The sequence below is a fragment of the Flavobacterium undicola genome (genome assembly GCF_009909155.2).
Taxonomy (GTDB): domain Bacteria; phylum Bacteroidota; class Bacteroidia; order Flavobacteriales; family Flavobacteriaceae; genus Flavobacterium; species Flavobacterium undicola.
The window spans coordinates 186,129-205,647 of sequence record NZ_JAAAPM020000004.1 but is presented as its reverse complement, the minus strand read 5'-3'; the positions used below and the strand labels follow the sequence as shown (position 1 = coordinate 205,647).

13 protein-coding genes, 2 tRNA genes and 1 pseudogene are annotated in these 19,519 nt (G+C 35.7%); 7 read left to right on the top strand and 9 right to left on the bottom strand.

Going from position 1 to position 19,519, the window contains the following annotated elements:
* Nucleotides 1-270 precede the first annotated feature (270 nt).
* Both galE and GTZ96_RS04270 read right to left on the bottom strand, forming a co-directional pair.
* Nucleotides 271-1,284 (bottom strand): UDP-glucose 4-epimerase GalE, encoded by a 1,014-nt coding sequence (gene galE / locus GTZ96_RS04275; protein ID WP_161641347.1) that lies wholly within the window; start codon nt 1,282-1,284, stop codon nt 271-273.
* Between the two features lie 139 nt (nt 1,285-1,423).
* Nucleotides 1,424-2,961, bottom strand: a pseudogene (locus GTZ96_RS04270) (IS1182 family transposase).
* A gap of 127 nt (nt 2,962-3,088) precedes the next feature.
* Here GTZ96_RS04270 and GTZ96_RS04265 point away from each other — a divergent pair.
* Nucleotides 3,089-4,426 carry an IS5 family transposase gene (locus tag GTZ96_RS04265; RefSeq protein ID WP_161641346.1) on the top strand — a complete coding sequence of 446 codons (1,338 nt, stop codon included), beginning with the start codon at nt 3,089-3,091 and terminating at the stop codon, nt 4,424-4,426.
* 129 nt (nt 4,427-4,555) lie between these two features.
* On the opposite strand, the gene GTZ96_RS04260 is transcribed toward GTZ96_RS04265, so the two are convergent.
* Nucleotides 4,556-5,686 carry a DegT/DnrJ/EryC1/StrS family aminotransferase gene (locus GTZ96_RS04260; protein WP_161641345.1) on the bottom strand — a complete coding sequence of 377 codons (1,131 nt, stop codon included), beginning with the start codon at nt 5,684-5,686 and terminating at the stop codon, nt 4,556-4,558.
* Between the two features lie 171 nt (nt 5,687-5,857).
* Between GTZ96_RS04260 and GTZ96_RS04255 the strand changes: the two genes are divergently transcribed.
* Together GTZ96_RS04255 and GTZ96_RS04250 are read left to right on the top strand one after the other, a co-directional pair.
* Nucleotides 5,858-7,105 carry a 3-deoxy-D-manno-octulosonic acid transferase gene (locus GTZ96_RS04255; RefSeq protein WP_161641344.1) on the top strand — a complete coding sequence of 416 codons (1,248 nt, stop codon included), beginning with the start codon at nt 5,858-5,860 and terminating at the stop codon, nt 7,103-7,105.
* 360 nt (nt 7,106-7,465) lie between these two features.
* Nucleotides 7,466-7,675 (top strand): hypothetical protein, encoded by a 210-nt coding sequence (locus GTZ96_RS04250; protein ID WP_161641343.1) that lies wholly within the window; start codon nt 7,466-7,468, stop codon nt 7,673-7,675.
* 104 nt (nt 7,676-7,779) lie between these two features.
* Here GTZ96_RS04250 and GTZ96_RS04245 read toward each other — a convergent pair whose 3' ends face one another.
* The 5 genes from GTZ96_RS04245 to mutS form a co-directional block, all read right to left on the bottom strand.
* The gene (locus GTZ96_RS04245) at nt 7,780-8,127 is read right to left on the bottom strand and encodes a YegP family protein (RefSeq protein ID WP_161641342.1); all 348 of its coding nucleotides are present in this window, start codon (nt 8,125-8,127) and stop codon (nt 7,780-7,782) included.
* A gap of 324 nt (nt 8,128-8,451) precedes the next feature.
* On the bottom strand, nt 8,452-8,745 hold the full coding sequence (locus GTZ96_RS04240; RefSeq protein ID WP_161641341.1) for a Bor family protein: 294 nt from the start codon (nt 8,743-8,745) through the stop codon (nt 8,452-8,454).
* A gap of 167 nt (nt 8,746-8,912) precedes the next feature.
* Nucleotides 8,913-8,998 (bottom strand) — tRNA-Leu (locus tag GTZ96_RS04235).
* Between the two features lie 14 nt (nt 8,999-9,012).
* Nucleotides 9,013-9,085: transfer RNA gene (locus GTZ96_RS04230), tRNA-Gly, on the bottom strand.
* Nucleotides 9,086-9,236: 151 nt separating this feature from the next.
* Nucleotides 9,237-11,843, bottom strand: a complete 2,607-nt coding sequence (gene mutS / locus GTZ96_RS04225; protein ID WP_181033137.1) for a DNA mismatch repair protein MutS — start codon at nt 11,841-11,843, stop codon at nt 9,237-9,239.
* 163 nt (nt 11,844-12,006) lie between these two features.
* On the opposite strand from mutS, the gene GTZ96_RS04220 reads away from it, so the two are divergent.
* The 3 genes from GTZ96_RS04220 to GTZ96_RS04210 all read left to right on the top strand — a co-directional run bounded on the left by GTZ96_RS04220 (nt 12,007) and on the right by GTZ96_RS04210 (nt 16,394).
* Nucleotides 12,007-12,453, top strand: a complete 447-nt coding sequence (locus GTZ96_RS04220; protein ID WP_161641340.1) for a DUF1573 domain-containing protein — start codon at nt 12,007-12,009, stop codon at nt 12,451-12,453.
* 82 nt (nt 12,454-12,535) lie between these two features.
* Complete coding sequence (locus tag GTZ96_RS04215) at nt 12,536-13,072, top strand: RNA methyltransferase (protein ID WP_161641339.1); 537 nt, start codon at nt 12,536-12,538, stop codon at nt 13,070-13,072.
* Between the two features lie 73 nt (nt 13,073-13,145).
* A complete protein-coding gene (locus tag GTZ96_RS04210) occupies nt 13,146-16,394 on the top strand; it encodes a T9SS type B sorting domain-containing protein (RefSeq protein WP_181033136.1) in 3,249 nt (1,082 codons plus the stop codon).
* Nucleotide 16,395: 1 nt separating this feature from the next.
* Here GTZ96_RS04210 and folK read toward each other — a convergent pair whose 3' ends face one another.
* A complete protein-coding gene (gene folK / locus GTZ96_RS04205; protein ID WP_161641337.1) occupies nt 16,396-17,532 on the bottom strand; it encodes a 2-amino-4-hydroxy-6-hydroxymethyldihydropteridine diphosphokinase in 1,137 nt (378 codons plus the stop codon).
* Nucleotides 17,533-17,656: 124 nt separating this feature from the next.
* Between folK and sppA the strand changes: the two genes are divergently transcribed.
* Entirely contained in the window at nt 17,657-19,417 is a 1,761-nt protein-coding gene (sppA, locus tag GTZ96_RS04200; protein WP_161641336.1) for a signal peptide peptidase SppA, read from the top strand.
* The last annotated feature ends 102 nt before the right edge of the window (nt 19,418-19,519 follow it).

Genomic DNA, 19,519 nt, shown 5'->3' with positions numbered 1-19,519 from the left:
AAAGTAAGATGCTGGATGTCTATCTAATTCTTATGCATTTCTGCCCTGAATTTTTCTGGAGTATAACCTTTTTCGAATTCAGCATCAAAATTGAAAATAGCACTATCAATCCCTTTAGATTCAATCTTCGAAAATTCATAAACCACGGCAAATTTCTTCCATTTTGGTTATTTTAGGATTCATGACTTTTGTTTTACATAAATTCTTAAAACAAAAAATCCTAAATCATCAACTCGATAATTTGGGATTTTTGTTAACTAAAAACTGAAACTACGAACGAACCTTCTGTTCCCATTTCCAGGCACTTTCCATCGCTTCATCTAATGTATATTGCGCTTTCCAGCCCAGTATATTGTTCGCTTTATCTGTATTGGCGTAAGCCGAAGTAATATCGCCTTCTCTGCGAGCCACGATTTTATAAGGCAGTTTTTGTCCGCTCACTTTCTCGAAAGAATGAATCACTTCCAAAACAGAACTTCCTTTTCCTGTTCTCAAATTGAAAATCTCGACTTTGTCCAAATTCTTTTTATCCAACAAACGTTTCAAAGCAATTACGTGGGCTTTCGCCAAATCGACTACATGAATGTAATCACGAACACAAGTTCCGTCAGGCGTGGCATAATCGTCTCCGTAAACCGATAATTCTTTTCGCAGACCCAATCCGGTTTGAGTGATAAACGGCACTAAATTTTGGGGAACTCCCAAGGGTAATTCTCCTATTTCAGCCGAGGGATATGCTCCAATCGGGTTGAAATAACGCAACAAAATAGCCTTGATATTGGTTACTTTGGCCGTATCTGTTATGATTTCTTCGCCTATTTGTTTGGTGTTTCCGTAAGGTGACATTGCCGTTTGAATGGCTTCGTCTTCGGTAATGGGCATTTTTTCGGCTTGACCATAAACCGTGCAAGACGAACTAAAAATGAAGTTGGATTCGGGCAGTTTTTGCAATTCTTGAAGCAAATAAACCAAACTGTTGATGTTGTTTTCATAATACAACAACGGATTTCCAACACTTTCGCCAACCGCTTTTGATGCCGCAAAATGAATTACTCCCGAAATGTCTTGGTGTTTTTTGAAAAAATCCTGAACTTTTGCTTTCTCACGCAAATCCAATTTTTCGAATAGCGGTTTTTTATTCGTAATTGCAGTAATTCCTTTTAAAACTTCTTCGGAAGAATTCGAAAGATCATCAACAATCACTACTTCAAAACCTTGATTTTGCAATTCGACCACGGTGTGCGAACCGATAAAACCTAATCCTCCTGTTACTAGTATTTTCATATTTTTTTTATTTTTTGTACAGACGCAATTCATCGCGTCTTTTCGTTTACTAAAAAGAAGCCGTCTCAAAACATTTTTTGAGGCGGTTTTATATTTATATTTCAAGTTGATTCAGATTTGAAGATATTTTAAAATGCTCTTAAGCAGCAACTTTCTTTCTTAAGTTGTGCCCTAAAGCCATTAATCCGAACTCTAGTTCTACTTTTTGAAGTCCTTTTAACGAAAATCGTCTAAATCCGTTGTTATGTTTGAGTTGAGCAAAAACAGGTTCTACATCGGCAGTGCGTTGCTTTCTTTTTTGGATTCCCATTTCACTTAACAATAATTCTCTTGTTCTTTGTTTATGCCTTTCAAGGTTGTGATTTCTCTCGATGCTTCTATTTCCTTTGGCTTTAAAACACTGACTTCGCAGTGGACAGCCCTCGCAGTTTTTGGCTTGGTAGTGACTCACTAGTTGTTCATAACCGGCTTCTGTGATGCGTTTGCTTTGATGTGTTTTGTGCATTTTTTGTCCCATTGGGCATACGTAGTAATCTTCTTCTTGACTGTAATAAAGATTTTCTTTGCTAAAGGGCTTGTGCTTTTTTTGATAATTTTTGCCTTGCTCTTTATCAAACATGTTGTATTTCACATAAGCTATAAGTTCTTGTTGTTCGAGATAATCGTAGTTTTCTTCACTGCCGTAACCTGCATCGGCTGTTATTGCTTCTAATTCCTGGAGTGCTTCTTTTCCGAAGGTTTGCTCAAAATTCTCTAAGTGTGGTTTTAGAGTTTGGTGTCGGTTGGGTTTTGATGAATCGTATAATGAACGATGATTTGATTCTCGGTTGATATTTGCGTGTTATAGGCTGGTTTGAGTTGCCCGTTTTGCATATGATCTTCTTTCATACGCATAAAGGTAGCTTCCTTGTCGGTTTTGCTATAGCTGTTACGTTCTCCTAAAATGGCTGCTTGATGTTCGTATTTTTCTAAATTGCCAACAAAATTATTCCTGATGTAGCGCAATTTGGCTTTTGCCTTGGAACTTGCTTTTTCATTTCCAGAGAGTTTGGCGGCTATTTTAGCAACGGTCTGCTCAATTACTTCTTTGCTGATTTCCTTAAACTCAGTTGGCTCTGGATTAGGGTCGTCATCATTAGCAATGCTTTGGGCGTAGTTCCATAAATCTTCCAACTGGGTCAACATTTTTGCTTTGTTGGTTTTGATACTTTTACCCCAAACAAAAGTGTAACGACCTGCTTGTGCTTCTATTTTTGTACCATCGGTATAGATTTGCTTCAAAGTGATTAATCCCTCTGATGCCAACATCAACACCACTTGTTTGAAAATTTCTTTAAAACTGTCTTTTAATTTGTCACTTCTAAATCGATTAATAGTATTGTGGTCAACAATGGTCATAGAAGTTAACCACATAAAGTTAATGTTCTCACGAAGTGCCAGTTCTATTTTTCGTGAAGAGTAAACATTAGTCATGTAGGCATACAGCATCACTTTAAGCAACATCTTTGGGTGATAGCCTGGGTTACCTTCTTTGCTGTAGGCTTTTAAAAGAGGCTGAATATTAATCGACTCAACAACTTGGTCAACTACCCGAACAGGATGTTTCTCTGGAATTAAATCATCAAACGAATAAGGTAAAAGTACCATTTGTTGCTGGTTGTAATGTTTGAATTTCATAACTAAATAGTCACCCCTTAAGAACAAATTAACAGTTTGATTGTTAGCTATTTGTATGTAATAATTTGTTTTAAACGATAAATTAAATCGCCAAAAAGTGTATATTTAGGTATAAAAAAGTGGCAATATGTTAGGTAAAATAAAACCCGATTTTCAACAAAATTTATTCAAAACTAGACTTACAGACCTTATAAACCTAGAACATCCACTGGTAAAATTAGCACAGGAGATTCCTTGGGATAAAATGGAGGTTGAGTTCGAAAATTTATATTCTAACCAAGGAAGACCCTCTATCCCTATTCGTAAAATAGCAGGAATGTTACTTTTAAAAGAGATGTTTAAAGAAAGTGACGAATCAGTAGTGGAACGTTGGATAGAAAATGCTTATTGGCAATATTTTACAGGAGAAGAGTTTTTCCAAACCCATCAACCTTTTGATCCAAGTGAGTTTGTTCATTTTAGAAAACGCCTAAAAGAAGAAGGATTAGAGTTTTTGTTAAGCCAAAGCGTATCGCTGCATCCTAAGGCGAAAAACGAAAAAGAAGTTCAGATTGACACAACAGTTCAAGAAAAGAATATCACTTTTCCAACGGATGCAAAATTAGCCAAGAAGGTGATTGATAATTGCACTAAAATAGCCGATAGAGAAGGAATTAAACAAAGACAAACCTATAAGAGAATCAGTAAACAACACCTTCGAGATGCTTATTTTGGTCATCATCCAAAAAGAAAAAAGAAAGCTGTGATGGCTCGAAAAAAGTTAAGGACCCTTGGTTTAAGAGTTGTTCGAGAATTAGAAAGGAAATTACCTCAGGAATTACAAAATCATTACCAAGGAGAGTTTATCATCTACAAAAAAGTACTCACTCAGGAGCGAAACAGCAAAGACAAAATCTATAGTTTACATGAACCACAAACAGCTTGTATAGCCAAAGGCAAAGCGCATAAGGCGTATGAATTTGGAACAAAAGTAGTCGTTGTAAGAGGTCGTAAAACAGGAGTGATTACAGCAGTAAAGAGGTTTTCAGGCAATCCGAACGACAGTAAAACTTTAGAAGATTCATTATCGCAAAGCCAACGAGTGAGAACAAAAATTGGAGGAACAAGACCTGAAATGGCCAGTACAGATAGAGGTTTTAGAGGTCAAACTCAAGTAGGAAGTACTCAAATACTCATACCAAAGAATAGCAAAGAGAAAACAAAATACAAACAAGAAGTTGCCAGAAAAAGATTTAGAGCAAGAGCTGCTATTGAACCTACAATCTCACATTTAAAAAGAAATCATGCTTTAGGATTAAACTTCCTCAAAGGAGTGGTTGGTGATATTCATAATGCATTGTTGGCGGGAATTGGATACAATTTAAAGCTCAGATTTAACCAAATCAAAGAGCAAATTATTTATTGTCTACAATTATTGTTCAACTTTTTGACTAAAAACAAAACCACTATTTTATTCGAAATTTAAAATAGTGGCTTTTTAAGGAATGACTAAATATCTGTAAAATTAATAACTAAATATACGAAATAACCCATGAAAAATAAAATGTAAAACACAAGAAAACCGCCTCAGTTTTGAGACGGCTTCCTACGGGAATTATTTTAAAAATTCCAAAACACTTTCGGTAATAAATTGGATTTGTTCCCCATCCAATTCGGTATGCATCGGCAAGGAAATCACTTCTTTCACCAACTGATTCGTTACCGGGAAATCTTCTTCGTTGTAGCGAATATCTGTATACGCTTTTTGCGAATGCAACGGAATTGGGTAATAAATAGCACAAGGAATTCCTTTATCAAGCAAATGCTGCATCAAGCCATTTCTGTCAGCATCAATGATTCGCAAGGTATATTGGTGAAAAACATGATCATCCCCATTCCAATCAAACTCTGGAATTAGGATATTCAAATGACCTGAAAATGCTTTATTATATTGTGACGCAGCCAATCGACGTGCCGTATTATACTTATCCAATAACGGTAATTTTGCATTCAAAACTGCCGCTTGAATACTGTCTAAACGGGAATTTACCCCAACCACATCATGATGGTAGCGTTCGTACATTCCGTGATTTACAATTCCACGAAGGGTATGTGCCAAAGCATCATCATTGGTAAAAATGGCTCCACCATCTCCATAACAACCTAAATTCTTAGATGGAAAAAAAGAAGTGGCTCCCACGTGCCCGATAGTCCCTGCTTTCTTTTTGGTTCCATCAGCAAACTCATAATTAGCTCCAATCGCTTGTGCATTATCCTCAATAATAAATAAATTATGTTCTTGGGCCAAAGCCATAATTGCCTCCATATTAGCGGCACGTCCAAACAAATGTACCGGAACAATCGCTTTGGTTTTTGGCGTAATGGCTTTTTTGATTCTTTCGATAGAAATATTCATGTTGTGCAAATCCACATCAACCAAAACCGGTGTCAGTTGCAACAAAGCAATCACTTCAACGGTTGCGGCAAAGGTAAAATCGGCAGTAATAACCTCGTCTCCCGGTTGCAATCCCAATCCCATCATGGCGATTTGCAAGGCATCGGTACCATTCGCACACGGAATGACATGCTTTACACCCAGATATTCTTCTAAAGATTTTTGAAACTGATGAACTTGCGGCCCATTGATATAAGTGTTTGTATCTAAAACTTCCTGAATAGAAGCATTTACAACAGATGCAATTGTATCGTATTGACTTTTCAAGTCAACCATTTGGATTTTTTTCATTGAATTTTTGGTTAAAAGGCCACCTTTCGACTGAGCTTAGGTGACGTTATTTTAAGGTTTCTGGAAACAACAAACACTTTCGTAAAACGAGGAACAAAAATAGTTATTTAATGAGTTCAAACCAATCAAAATAAAATAAAGAAACCGTATTTTAGCCGCAAAAATTTATTGATGCTTTTCCTTTATAATGTAATTATTCATATTGCCGGTTTTTCATTAAAAATCATTGCGCTTTTCAATCCAAAAATAAAACTTTTTGTAGAGGGTAGAAAAGCAGTATTCCCAACATTAATACAGAAAATCCAGTCTTCTGACAAGACGATTTGGTTTCATGCCGCATCCTTAGGTGAATACGAACAAGGTCTGCCGGTAATTGAAAAAATCAAAGAAGAATTTCCTTCCCACAAAATCATAATCAGTTTCTTCTCCCCTTCAGGGTATGAAGTCCGCAAAAACAATACGATTGCCGATGCCACGGTTTACCTTCCGTTAGACACAAAAAAAAATGCACAAGAATTTTTGAAATTAGCACATCCGGAAATGGTGTTTTTCATTAAATACGAATATTGGATTAATTATTTAAGTGAATTAAAAAAACAAAATACGCCCACCTATTTAATTTCGGGCATATTAAGAGAAAACCAGCTGTTTTTTAAATGGTATGGCGGCTTTTACAGAAAAGCATTAAACACCTTCACCTACTTTTTTGTACAAAATGAAAATTCAAAAAAGTTATTGTATCAATTAGGCAAAACCAACGTCATCGTTTCCGGGGATACCCGTTTTGACAGGGTTGCCGCTATTTTAGAAAAAGACAACAGATTGGATTTTATCTCAAATTTCAAAAACAACACCTTAACTATTGTCATTGGAAGTTCTTGGCCAAAAGACGAAATACTGTTAACCGACTTTATAAATAAGACCTCACTTCCGGTTAAATTTATTATTGCCCCGCACAATATCAAAAGCGAGCAAATTGGGCAATTAAAAAAGAGCCTCACGAGAAAAACGGTATTATTTTCTGAAAAAGAAGGTGAAAACCTGGCTGATTATGAAGTATTTATCATTGACACAATTGGAATTCTGACAAAAATATACAGTTATGCAGATATTGCCTATGTGGGTGGCGGTTTTGGAAATCCAGGCGTTCATAATCTATTAGAACCGGCAACATTTGGTGTGCCTATTGTAATTGGCCCTAATTTTTCCCATTTTGCAGAAGCAATCGCATTAGTCAATTTAGAAGGCTGTATAAGCATCTCCAATAACGAAGAATTGAGCCAAACTTTTGACCTTTTAGTTACAGATGATGAAACACGCAATAAAAAAGGAATTATTTGCAGCAATTTTGTAAACACAAACGAGGGAGCCACAAGCATAATATTTGAAAATATCCAGAAAAAAACAACTCTCTATTGAGTCCCTTTAACCTGATTTTATTGCTGATATTCCAAACACAAGGTTTTAAACGAATCTTAAAAATTAGCTTTTAAAAAAATCTAATTCTCAAAAAAGAAACCTTCTTATTTAACAATTCACAAACAAACAAACAAAATCACGCATAATAAACTAATAATCAAATCATTAAAAACAAATAAATTCACCGCATTTAAAACAACTTATTCTTTTCAATTATTATTTTATTAATAGAATTTGCATTTTATAGGTCGGAAAAATAATCGAATATTATTTCAAAAAAAAAATGAAAAAATATTTTACATATCAAAAATTTTATATCTTTGCCTCGAATTAATAATTAACCTTTTATAATAAAGTAAGATGAAAAAAGTATTTTTAAGTTTAGCTGTAGTTGCTGTATTAACTGTTGTATCTTGTAAAAAAGCTGAAGCTCCTGTTGAAGAGGCTGCTGCTGACACTACTGCTGTAGCTGTTGATTCTGCTGCTGTTGTAGCTGATACTGCTGCTGTTGCTGTTGATTCTGCTGCTGCTGCTCCAGCTGCTGCAACTGAAGCTGCTCCTGCTAAGTAATTCTAAATTACAGTAAAAAAATAAGCCGCTCACATTGTGACCGGCTTTTTTTTATGCCCAAAATTAAACAAACACTACATCTTTTTAAGCACCAATAAAACTGCTTAATCTACAAACTCAAAATCATTGTTAGCAAAATCCAATATTTCTGCTTTCGAACCGTATTTCACTATTTCATCAATTCCTTTCTGAACCATCAATTCCGTGCTGTATTTTCGACTTACAGCCACAACCCTGCCATCAGCAACAACTCTAAAGAAAAACTTCCCCTTAGACGTTTTAAATCTCACATAAGAACAACTTTCTAAGACAGATCGCAAATACTCCGCATCTGCCTCACAATCCATCCTTAATTCATATGCATTACTGGTGAAAATAGTTTTTCCTTTCCTGGAAGTAAATTCAAACTTATAATCACCGCTAAATCTTTTACTAATAACAAAAGTTCCCATATTTTTTATTCAAATTCCAAATTCCAATTATTTAGAATTCCAATTATTTAGAATTCAAAAACCTCACCTCTTCACAAGATTCAAAACAAACCACAAAACTGATTTTGGTACAAAATAAAAAAAGCTCCAAACATTAGTTTGAAGCTTTCTTTGTACTCAGAGCAGGACTCGAACCCGCACGAACATTGCTGTTCACTGGATTTTAAGTTTTGCAGAGTGGTATAAAGCACAATTTACAAAACGTATTCCGCTGTTTTTCAACCTCTTAAATTTTCAATATTCCAATTATTTTTTTATAAACAGGCTCGTTTATAGGTTCGGCAATTACTTAGTAACCGTCGTAGTTGTAGGTGAGTAAAGCCCAAAAGTTAAACTAGAAACCAAACCATTAACAAATGACTGTCTTGTGTAAACAGTATAATCAGTTGCTCCACCAGCCATTACTTTTGCATCTGAAACACCTACAGGTGCAAGACCAGCAATAACATAGTGATTCCACTTAGTAACCTTTTCAGTTCCTTTTCCTCCATTACCTACAACACTAGTGTAAGAGTAACAAGAAGTCAACATAATAGCAGCTCCACAAGCTACAGCCATACGAGTAAACATTTTTTTCATTTTTTTTATGAATTTAATTGATTTATAATTAACCCGAAAATACATAAAAAAAATAAACACAACCTTATTTAACTACATTTTTTTTGCAAAATATACTACAAAAAACATTTCACCTACAAACAATCAAAATAAAAAAAGCTCCAAACATTAGTTTGAAGCTTTCTTTGTACTCAGAGCGGGACTTGAACCCGCACGAACATTGCTGTTCACTGGATTTTAAGTCCAGCGTGTCTACCAATTTCACCATCCGAGCATGATGTGATTTCGAGCGAAAAACGGGGCTCGAACCCGCGACCTCGACCTTGGCAAGGTCGCGCTCTACCAACTGAGCTATTTTCGCATTTTTCAATTCTTAAAAAGAACCGCGATACTTGTTCTGTATTGCGGATGCAAATTTAAGAGCTTTTTTCGATTACACAAGCGTTTTTTGAAAAAATAATCAATATTTTTTTTTAAGCTTTTGATTTGCTTTAATTTAAAAAACAAAAAAATTATTTCCTGGTTAGCATTCTTTTAATTTCATTCAATTTCATCAAAGCTTCTACTGGCGTTACCGAATTGATATCAAGATTTAAAATCTCTTCTTTAATCTCTTCCAGCAATGGATCGTCTAAATTAAAGAAACTCATTTGTATTTCTTCCTTATCTGATTTAATTCCGTTTAACGCAGCACCAGAATGATCTTTCTCCAGTTTCTTCAAAATCTTTTGCGCTTTCGAAATTACAATTTGAGGCATTCCGGCCATTTTCGCCACATGAATTCCAAAACTATGCGCACTTCCACCTTTGACTAATTTTCGGATAAAAAGCACCGTATCTTTTAATTCTTTTACAGATACATTATAATTCTGGATTCGAGACAAAGATTCGCTCATCTCATTCAACTCATGATAATGGGTAGCAAACAAAGTTTTAGGCTTAGAAGGATGCTCATGCAAATACTCCGCAATAGCCCAAGCTATGGAAATTCCGTCATATGTACTAGTTCCTCTTCCAATTTCGTCCAACAACACCAGACTTCTATCGGAGATATTATTCAAGATAGAAGCCGTTTCGTTCATTTCGACCATAAAAGTAGATTCGCCCATCGAAATATTATCACTCGCCCCTACTCTGGTAAATATTTTATCTACAAGTCCCATTTTCACGCTATCAGCCGGAACAAAACTTCCCATTTGAGCCAAGAGCACAATTAAAGCCGTTTGACGCAAAATAGCCGACTTACCCGACATATTGGGACCAGTAATCATAATCAACTGCTGAGTTTCTCTATCTAAGAAAACATCATTAGCAATATAAGGAACACCTACCGGCAATTGTTTCTCGATAACAGGATGCCTTCCGTTTTTAATATCTAATTCAAATGTTTCATCCAGTTCTGGACAAACATATTTGTTCTCGATTGCCAATTGCGTAAAAGAACACAAACAATCCAGTTGAGCAACCAAATTAGCATTCAGCTGAACAGGCTTGATATAAGTAGCAATCCAAGCCACTAATTGTTCGAATAATTCTGATTCAATTTTGTGGATTTTCTCTTCAGCACCCAGAATTTTAGCTTCGTATTCTTTTAATTCTTCGGTAATATAACGTTCGGCATTAACAAGGGTTTGCTTTCTTATCCATTCCGTTGGCACTTTGTCTTTATGCGTATTTCTAACTTCGATATAATAACCAAAAACATTATTAAACGAAATTTTCAACGAAGAAATCCCTGTACGTTCTGACTCTCTAGCTTCTATTCCTTCTAAAAATTCTTTTCCCGAAGTCGAAATCGCACGTAATTCGTCCAATTCTTCATTGACTCCTTTAGCAATAGCATTTCCTTTGGCAATAGCCACTGGCGCATCCTGATTTAAAGTAGTTTTTATCTTTTCACGCAATAAATCACAGCTATGCAAATTATCTCCAATAACTTTTACTGCTTCCTGCGGACTTTCTAACGACAGCGTTTTTATAGGGATAATAGCGTCTAATGATTCTTTCAAATAAACCACTTCACGAGGCGATACTTTCCCCGCAGCAATTTTAGAAATCAATCGCTCTAAATCCGAGATTTGTTTAATTTGGTATTGCATTTTTTGCAACACCTCTTGATTTTCTTTCAAATACGCTACCACCTGATGACGGCTCTGTACTTTATTTGCATCTTTTAATGGCAAAGCCAACCAACGTTTCAACAAACGTCCTCCCATTGGCGAAAGCGTTTTATCAATTACATCCAAAAGCGTAACCGCATTAGGATTATAACTATGATACAATTCGAGATTTCTAATCGTAAATCGGTCCATCCACACATAAGCATCTTCGGCAATACGCTGAATTGCTGTGATATGTTGCACTTTGTTATGTTGTGTCTCTGACAAATAATACAAAACTGCACCCGAAGCTATGATTCCTTCTTTCAAATCTTCGATTCCAAAACCTTTTAAAGAAATTGTCTGGAAATGCTTTGTCAAAGTTTCAAAAGCATAATCTTCTTTGTAAACCCAATCTTCGAGATAAAAACAATGGTAATCCTCTCCAAAATTCGACTTAAAATCATTCTTATGATTCTTTTGAATCAAAACCTCTGAAGGGCTAAAATTCTGCAATAATTTATCGATATACTCTGCATTTCCCTGAGCCGTAAGAAATTCTCCTGTAGAAACATCCAAGAAAGAAATCCCTATAGCTTTATTCGAAAAATAAACTGAAGCCAGGAAGTTATTGGTTTTTGATTGCAAAACCTCATCATTCATAGAAACTCCCGGAGTTACTAATTCGGTCACGCCACGTTTCACAATCGTTTTAGTCATTTTAGGATCTTCAAGCTGATCGCAAATAGCAACACGAAGTCCTGCTTTGACTAATTTTGGCAAATAGGTATTAATAGAATGATGCGGAAATCCTGCTAAGGCAGTTTCTGTTTCTGAACCCGCACCACGTTTAGTTAATGTAATCCCTAATATTTTCGACGCTCGAACTGCATCCTCTCCAAATGTCTCATAAAAATCGCCAACCCTAAACAACAAACAAGCATCTGGATATTTCCTCTTGATCTCATTATACTGCTTCATTAGTGGGGTTTCCTTAACTACTTTGTCTTTAGATGCCAATTTGTATCGTATTTAATTTATTAGAAAAATGTGAAGGCGAATTTAAAAATTTTATAACGAATAACTATCACTTAAAAAATTAAAAACATTTTTAAGTAAATTTTAAGCCATTGGCATGATTTTTTCTTTAGTTTTGTTCTACGAATACTAAAATCAAATTAAGATGAAAAAAATAATTTTACTTGCTGCACTAGTTGTTTTTGGAGTTACAACTTCTAAAGCCCAAGAAACAACTAAAAAAATCAAAGCAACGGCTACTAAAATGGCAAAAGTAAACGGAGCAGGAATGGTTTTCGAAAACGAAACTATTGACTACGGAACAATTGCACATAATGCAGACGGAAAACGTGAGTTTGTTTTCACAAACAACGGAAACAAACCATTAATTATTACTAATGCTGTAGGTTCATGTGGATGTACAGTACCTTCTACTCCAAAGGAGCCTATTGCTCCTGGTGCTAAAGGTGTTATTGGTGTAAAATATGCTACTGACAGAGTAGGTCAATTTACAAAAACGGTAACTGTAACTTCTAATGCTGAAGGACAAACTACAAAAACGTTAACTATCAAAGGAACAGTTCTTCCTGATGATGCTCCAAAAAAGAGCTAATTTTTAAAATATAAAAATCAAAAAAAGCTTCCCTTTACAAAATCGGAAGCTTTTTTTATTCGAAAAAATTCCATCCTTAAAAATGAGAAAACTAGAAAATAGCGAGCTAGAACGAAAATCAATTGCAGACTTCAAAAAATCGGAGAAAACACCTCTTATTCTTGTCTTAGACGATGTGCGTAGTTTACACAATATTGGTTCGGTGTTTAGAACTGCTGATGCTTTTTTGATTGAAAAAATATATTTATGTGGTATTACCGCAACACCACCTAATAAAGAAATTCACAAAACAGCCTTAGGCGCAACTGAAACGGTAACTTGGGAACATAACGAAAATGTACTCGAAACAATCGCCACCTTAAAACAAGAGGGGGTTATTACTTTGGCGATTGAACAAGTAGAAAGCGCTATTTTTCTACAAAATTTTGAAGTAGAAAAAGATCAAAAATATGCATTGGTTTTTGGTAACGAAGTTCATGGCGTAGCTCAGGAAGCGGTTGCTGTATGTGACGGCTGTATTGAAATTCCACAATTAGGCACTAAACATTCCTTGAATATTTCAGTTAGTGCAGGAATTGTAGTTTGGGATCTATTTCAAAAAATAAATTGGTCGAAATAATTTTTTAATTTAATAAAATTTATACTTTTATGGCATGAAAAGCCATTATTTTTTAAGGATTATATTTTTTTATTTGATTTTTTTTTCATTTGCTGTATTTCCAGCCAATCCTTTTCCCAATAAAAATAATTTAAGCCCTACAAAAAGGAAATCTAACTTTCTTTATTACCAAACAACATCAGCATTTTCTGTTGTTCCAATATCGAATACCCCACCTGTAATTCATGCTGTTGGGAATCAAGTTTATTGCCCAGGAACTTTAATGAAAATTGTTACTGATGTAACAATAAATTACACCGATGAAATTGACACTGATGCAATCTATATCCAAATCTCGGCAGGGTATATCAACGGAAATGATTTTTTAACATTATCCAATCCTGAATTACATCCCACAATTACTTCCAGTTGGAATAATACTGAAGGCAAATTAAAACTTTCAAGCCCAATTGCCGGTACAAAAGTAACATACACTGAATTTATCGCAGCTATAAAAGATGTAACTTATAGAAATTCATCTGCCAATCCTTCTGGAATTAAAAACTTTTCTATATCAATAGGCCAAGCTAATTATTTACCCAGAAATAAACATTTTTATGAATATGTACCTAATCTAGGCATTACTTGGACTGCAGCCAGAGATGCTGCCGCAGCCAGAACTCATTACGGCTTACAAGGTTACTTAGCTACACTAACAGCCGCTGACGAAGCTCAATTAGCCGGAGCACAAGCACCAGGCACAGGATGGATTGGTGGAACCGATGAACAAAACGAAGGTAACTGGAGATGGGTAACAGGTCCTGAAGGTCTTGAAAACGGAGGCAACGGCAGATTATTTTGGATCGGAAAAGCAAACGGAACAACAACAGCTCCTGATTACTATGCGAATTGGAATAATAATGAACCTAACAACAATATACAATCATTTAAACCAAATGGGGAAAATTATGCCCATATTACAGCACCCGGAATCGGAAAGCCAGGAGCATGGAACGACCTCTCTAATGATGGAGATCCCCCAGGCAATTATCATCCAAAGGGCTATATTGTAGAATATGGCGGAATGATTCCCGGGGATGTAGATCTAATTGAAACCTCAGCTAGTACAACGATCACAATGTCTAAAGTCACTAGTACTACTCCTAACTCAAGATGTGGAACAGGAACGGTAACTTTAGAAGCAACTGTTATTGATGGAACCATATACTGGTACACTTCTCTTTCTGAAATCACACCAATAGCATCAGGAAATAGTTTTACCACACCTACTATATCAAGTTCAACTACTTATTATGTTGATGCTGGTTGCATAAACGAAAGAAAACCTATTACCGCAATAATTAACCCACTACCTGTAGTCAATGATATCAGTATTTTTCAATGCGATAGCGACCTGAATCCGGATGGAAAGACTCTTTTTAATCTAACCGTAAAGAATGATGTTATTTCTGCCAATTACACCAATGAAACCTTCGCCTATTACACCACTCTTAATGGTGCCAACAATGCGCTACCGGCAGATTTGATTCCAAATCAATTGGCTTTTGAAAACACAACCCCAACCTCAATGAACATTTGGGCAAGAGTCAGCAATACAATTACCGGTTGTTATAGTGTGGCAAAAATTACCTTAACCGTTTCCTCCACTAACATCCCTCCAAACTACAAAATCATAATCCCTCCTGTGTGTGATGATTTTTTAGACAGTAATGGCAACAATACGACCAACAACAATAATCGCGACGGAATTGCCGCTTTTGACCTGACAGCGTCTAAAGCAACCATACAGACACTTCTACCAACAACTGAAGTGTATACCATCAATTACTACCGAAATAAAGCGGATGCCTTGTCAGAACTCAATGTCATCACCAATATTTCAAATTACAGAAATATCGGCTATCCGAATACGCAAGATATCTGGGTGCGTATCGATAGTGATTTGGAGAATGCCTGTTACGGTTTAGGTCCTTATCTGACACTAAATGTTGAGGCGTTGCCAAAGGCAAATCCAGTGATTATACCGAGACAATGTGATGACAATCAGGATGGGATATTTACATTCAATACCGCTTCGCTTGAATCCAGTTTATTAAACGGGCAAACCAATTTAACCGTTACTTATTTTGACCAAAACAATAATCCCTTGAAAGATGCAAACGGAATCCTGATTACGAGTCCGTTTCCTGCCGTGTTCACTACCGCCTCGCAAACCATAAAAGCGGTCGTGAAGAACAATTCGACCTTACAATGTTCTGACGAAACAAGGATACCATTTACTGTGGATGATTTGCCGGAGGCATTTTCCGTTCCCGCAGCTTTAACAACGACGTGCGATGACGAGCCAAACCCATTGGACCAAGACGGAAAATTTGCTTTTGACACTTCTTCATTTCAAGCCACTATTCTGGGAGGACAAACCGGAATGACAGTCAAATATTTTGACCAAAATGGTGTGCTATTACCAAGTCCGTTGCCCAATCCTTTTCTAAGCGAAACCCAAAACATCACTGCTCGGGTAGAAAATCCGTTAAACACAAACTGCCCCGCCACTACAACAATACGTTTTCTAGTACATCCGATTCCGAAAATTGATTTGAATCTAGATGGCCAAGCTGACGAATTAGTCTGCTCGAATCTCCCCTCCTTTTTTGTAACACTCGACGCAGGAATTACAGACAATTCCCCTAGCGGTAATTACAATTATATTTGGAAGAAAGACGGAATCAACATTGGCAGCAATTCCCCAACGTTGGGTGTAAATGCTGTCGGAGTTTACACCGTTGATGTAAGCAATCCATTCGGATGCAGCAGAACCCGAACCCTGACGGTCACCGCCTCAAATATGGCAACCATCCAATCTATCGATGTGGTAGATTTGACTGATGTCAACTCCGTTACGGTAAACGTAACCGGACCTGGTGATTACGAATACAGCTTGGATGACTCCAATAATTTTTGGCAAGACTCTAATTTCTTTGATAATGTACCCGCCGGAATTCACAAAGTTTTTGTCAATGATAAAAATGGTTGTGGATTTGTTTCTAAAGAAATTGTGGTGGTAGGAATCCCTAAATATTTCACACCAAACAATGACTCTTACAATGATGTATGGGGAATCAAAGGAATCATAAAATATCCTTTGGCCGAAGTACAACTCTTTGACCGTTACGGCAAGTACCTAAAAACCCTAAACGCTTTACATCCCAATTGGGACGGAACATTCAACGGTAAACTTTTACCTGCTTCCGATTATTGGTACGTCATAACATTAGATAAAAACACACCTCCGATTCGAGGGCATTTTTCTTTAAAAAGATAAATTAGTTCTTAATTCTCTTATGAATTTCATCTAAAATAAAAAGATAATCCGATTGATTATTTACAAAATCTTTGCCCGTAACATCAATAATTAGAATATTCAAGTCGGTTTGAGAATTCAAATAATCCAAATAAGCACTATTGATTTTCTCTAAGTATTCGGTTGAAATCAACTGCTCATAATCCCGACCTCTTTTCTGAATATTTTTTAATAATTGCTCCGGATGTTGCAACAAATACACATACAAATCAGGCTTAGGGATTTCTTTGTAAATAATATCAAAGAGGTTTTTATACAATTGATACTCTTCTTCTTCCAAAGTTACTTTTGCAAAAATAAGCGACTTAAAAACATGATAATCGGCTACTAAAAAGTCTTTTTGTAAATCCAATGCGACTAAATCCTCCGAAAGTTGTTGATAACGATCTACTAAAAACGACAATTCAAGTGGTAAAGCATAACGCTCTTGGTCTTTGTAAAACTTAGCCAAAAAGGAATTTTCAGCAAAACGTTCAAAAAGCGTTTTAGTATTAAAATCTTCTGAAATTTTAGCTGCCAATGTAGTTTTTCCGGCTCCAATATTTCCTTCAAAAGCAATATAATGTATCTTATCAAAAGAAACATTTTGCAACGGACATTCTAAATTGGCCACAGCAACACACTCTCCTTCATCCGAAGAAGTTTCAATTAACTCCGAAATAGTTTTATGTAAAACAGGATGCGTCCATTTTACTTTCAAATCTTGAAAAGGAAGCAGAACAAACTTCCGGTCTTGCATCAATGGGTGAGGTACTGTGAGTGTTTCGGTATCGATAATTTCCTCATCAAAAGCAATCATATCAATATCAATAATCCGGGATTGATATCCACTTGCATTTTGTCGAATACGTCCTAATTTTTGTTCTACTTCTAAGGCTTTCAAAAGCACTTGTGGAGCTGAATTATAAGTATGCAAAACCAAAGCACAATTGTAAAAAGTATCACTATCAAACCCCCAAGCTGCGGTTTCATAAACTCTGGAAACTTGAATTACCGTTCCTATTTCCTGATGAATTAATGCAATACATTGCTTAATTGTCTCTAACCGTTCGCCTTGGTTACTCCCAATAGATAAAATAACCTGATGTTGTGCTCTCATATTAAGTACAAATTAACTAAAGAATTTTAGAAATAGCAATATATTTGCACAAAGTGTCTGCATTTCAATTCAAGAAAGAAACTATAATCCGGATACTTTTTCTACAAAATTAAAGAATATTATTATGAAGTTTTTAAGCAATGTTATCGCTACTGTTGTAGGTTTATTTGTGTTTCTAATGCTGTTTTTTTTCGGAGTCTTTTTTATCGCCGCTATTTTTGGTGGAGAATCGGAAACAGAAGCTCTTAAAAATGATTCTGTAATCGAATTAAATCTTGAAGATGTAAAATTTGATTATGCCGGAAAATACAAAGACCCTTGGATGAGTTTTTTTTCTGATGAAAAAAACATCGGTCTTTCTGACGTTATCAATGCAATTGATGTTGCTTCAATAGACGACAAAATCAAAGGAATCTCTATTTTAAACAACAATTCCGAATTAGGAATGGCGCAAAGCAAAGACTTAAGAAACGCTTTAGAAAATTTCAAAAAATCGGGCAAATTTGTAATGGCTTACGCCAATAGCTATTCGCAAAAAGAATACTATCTGAATTCGGTAGCCAATCATATTTATTTAAATCCTGTGGGCGAATTAGACTTTAAAGGATTATCTTCTGAAATCATGTTTTACAAAGATTTACAGGAGAAAACTGGCGTAAAAATGGAAGTTATTCGACATGGAAAATATAAAAGTGCCGTTGAACCTTTCTTAGAAAATAAAATGAGCGATGCCAATAGAGAACAAACAACGGCATTACTACAATCCATTTGGAATTCAGTTTGCGCTGACATTTCAAAAAGCAGAGCAATTTCAACTAGCAAATTAAACGAAATTGCAAACGGCTTGCTTGCCAGAACTCCTGAAATGGCTAAAAAACAAAAATTAATCGACTATATCGCTTATGAAGATGTATATCATAATGACATCAAAAAAGCATTAAAAGTTAGCCCTGACAAAGACTACAACAAAATACCGATTAGCGATTATACGCATAAAATGACCACCACTTCAGTGATTTCTGAAAGTGATGACAAGATTGCCATTATTTTTGCTCAAGGCGAAATTCAAAGCGGTGAAGGCGATGTAAATACTATTGGCGAAGGCTCTATGCGTCGTTCTTTACAAGATGCCAGAAAAGACAAAAAAGTAAAAGCTATTGTACTTAGAATCGACAGCCCTGGAGGAAACGCATTAACTTCTGATTTAATTTGGAGAGAAATTGAATTAACTAAAAAAGTAAAACCTGTAGTAGTTTCTATGGGGAATTATGCCGCTTCAGGAGGTTATTATATGGCTTGTAATGCCAATACTATTTTTGCGCAAAACAACACCATTACGGGCTCTATAGGTGTTTTTGGGATTTTACCTAATTTTAGTCAATTGACAAAAAAGATAGGAATCAACATCGAACAGGTAAAAACACATAGTAATGCAGCTCTTTACAGTCCTTTTGTTCCAATGGACGAAAATTTCAAAGCCGTTACACTGGAAAGCATTGAGCATATCTATAAAACCTTTGTAAGTCACGTTGCCGAAGGACGAAAAATGAAATTTGCTGCTGTAGATTCTATAGCACAAGGAAGAGTTTGGTCCGGTTCAGAAGCATTAAAAATAGGTCTTGTAGATAAAATTGGCGGATTAAATGCTGCTATTGTCGAAGCAGCTCGTTTATCTAAAACCTCAAATTACACCACTCAAAACTACCCTGAATACGAAAAAGATTTTGATGAAATATTCGCTAAATTTCCTTTTGCCAGCACAAAGCAAAACATCATAAAAGAAGAAATTGGTCTCGAAAATTACCAGCTATTACAGCAAGTAAAGAAATTCCAATCCCGAAAAGGAATTCAGGCAATGATGCCATTTGAAATTTCGATTTACTAAAAACTCCATCAACCGTTTAAGTTATTCTTAAACGGTTTTTTTATCCCTTTTTACAAATTCAAAGGAATTGAAAAATTGTAAGATATTATGAAAATATTGTAA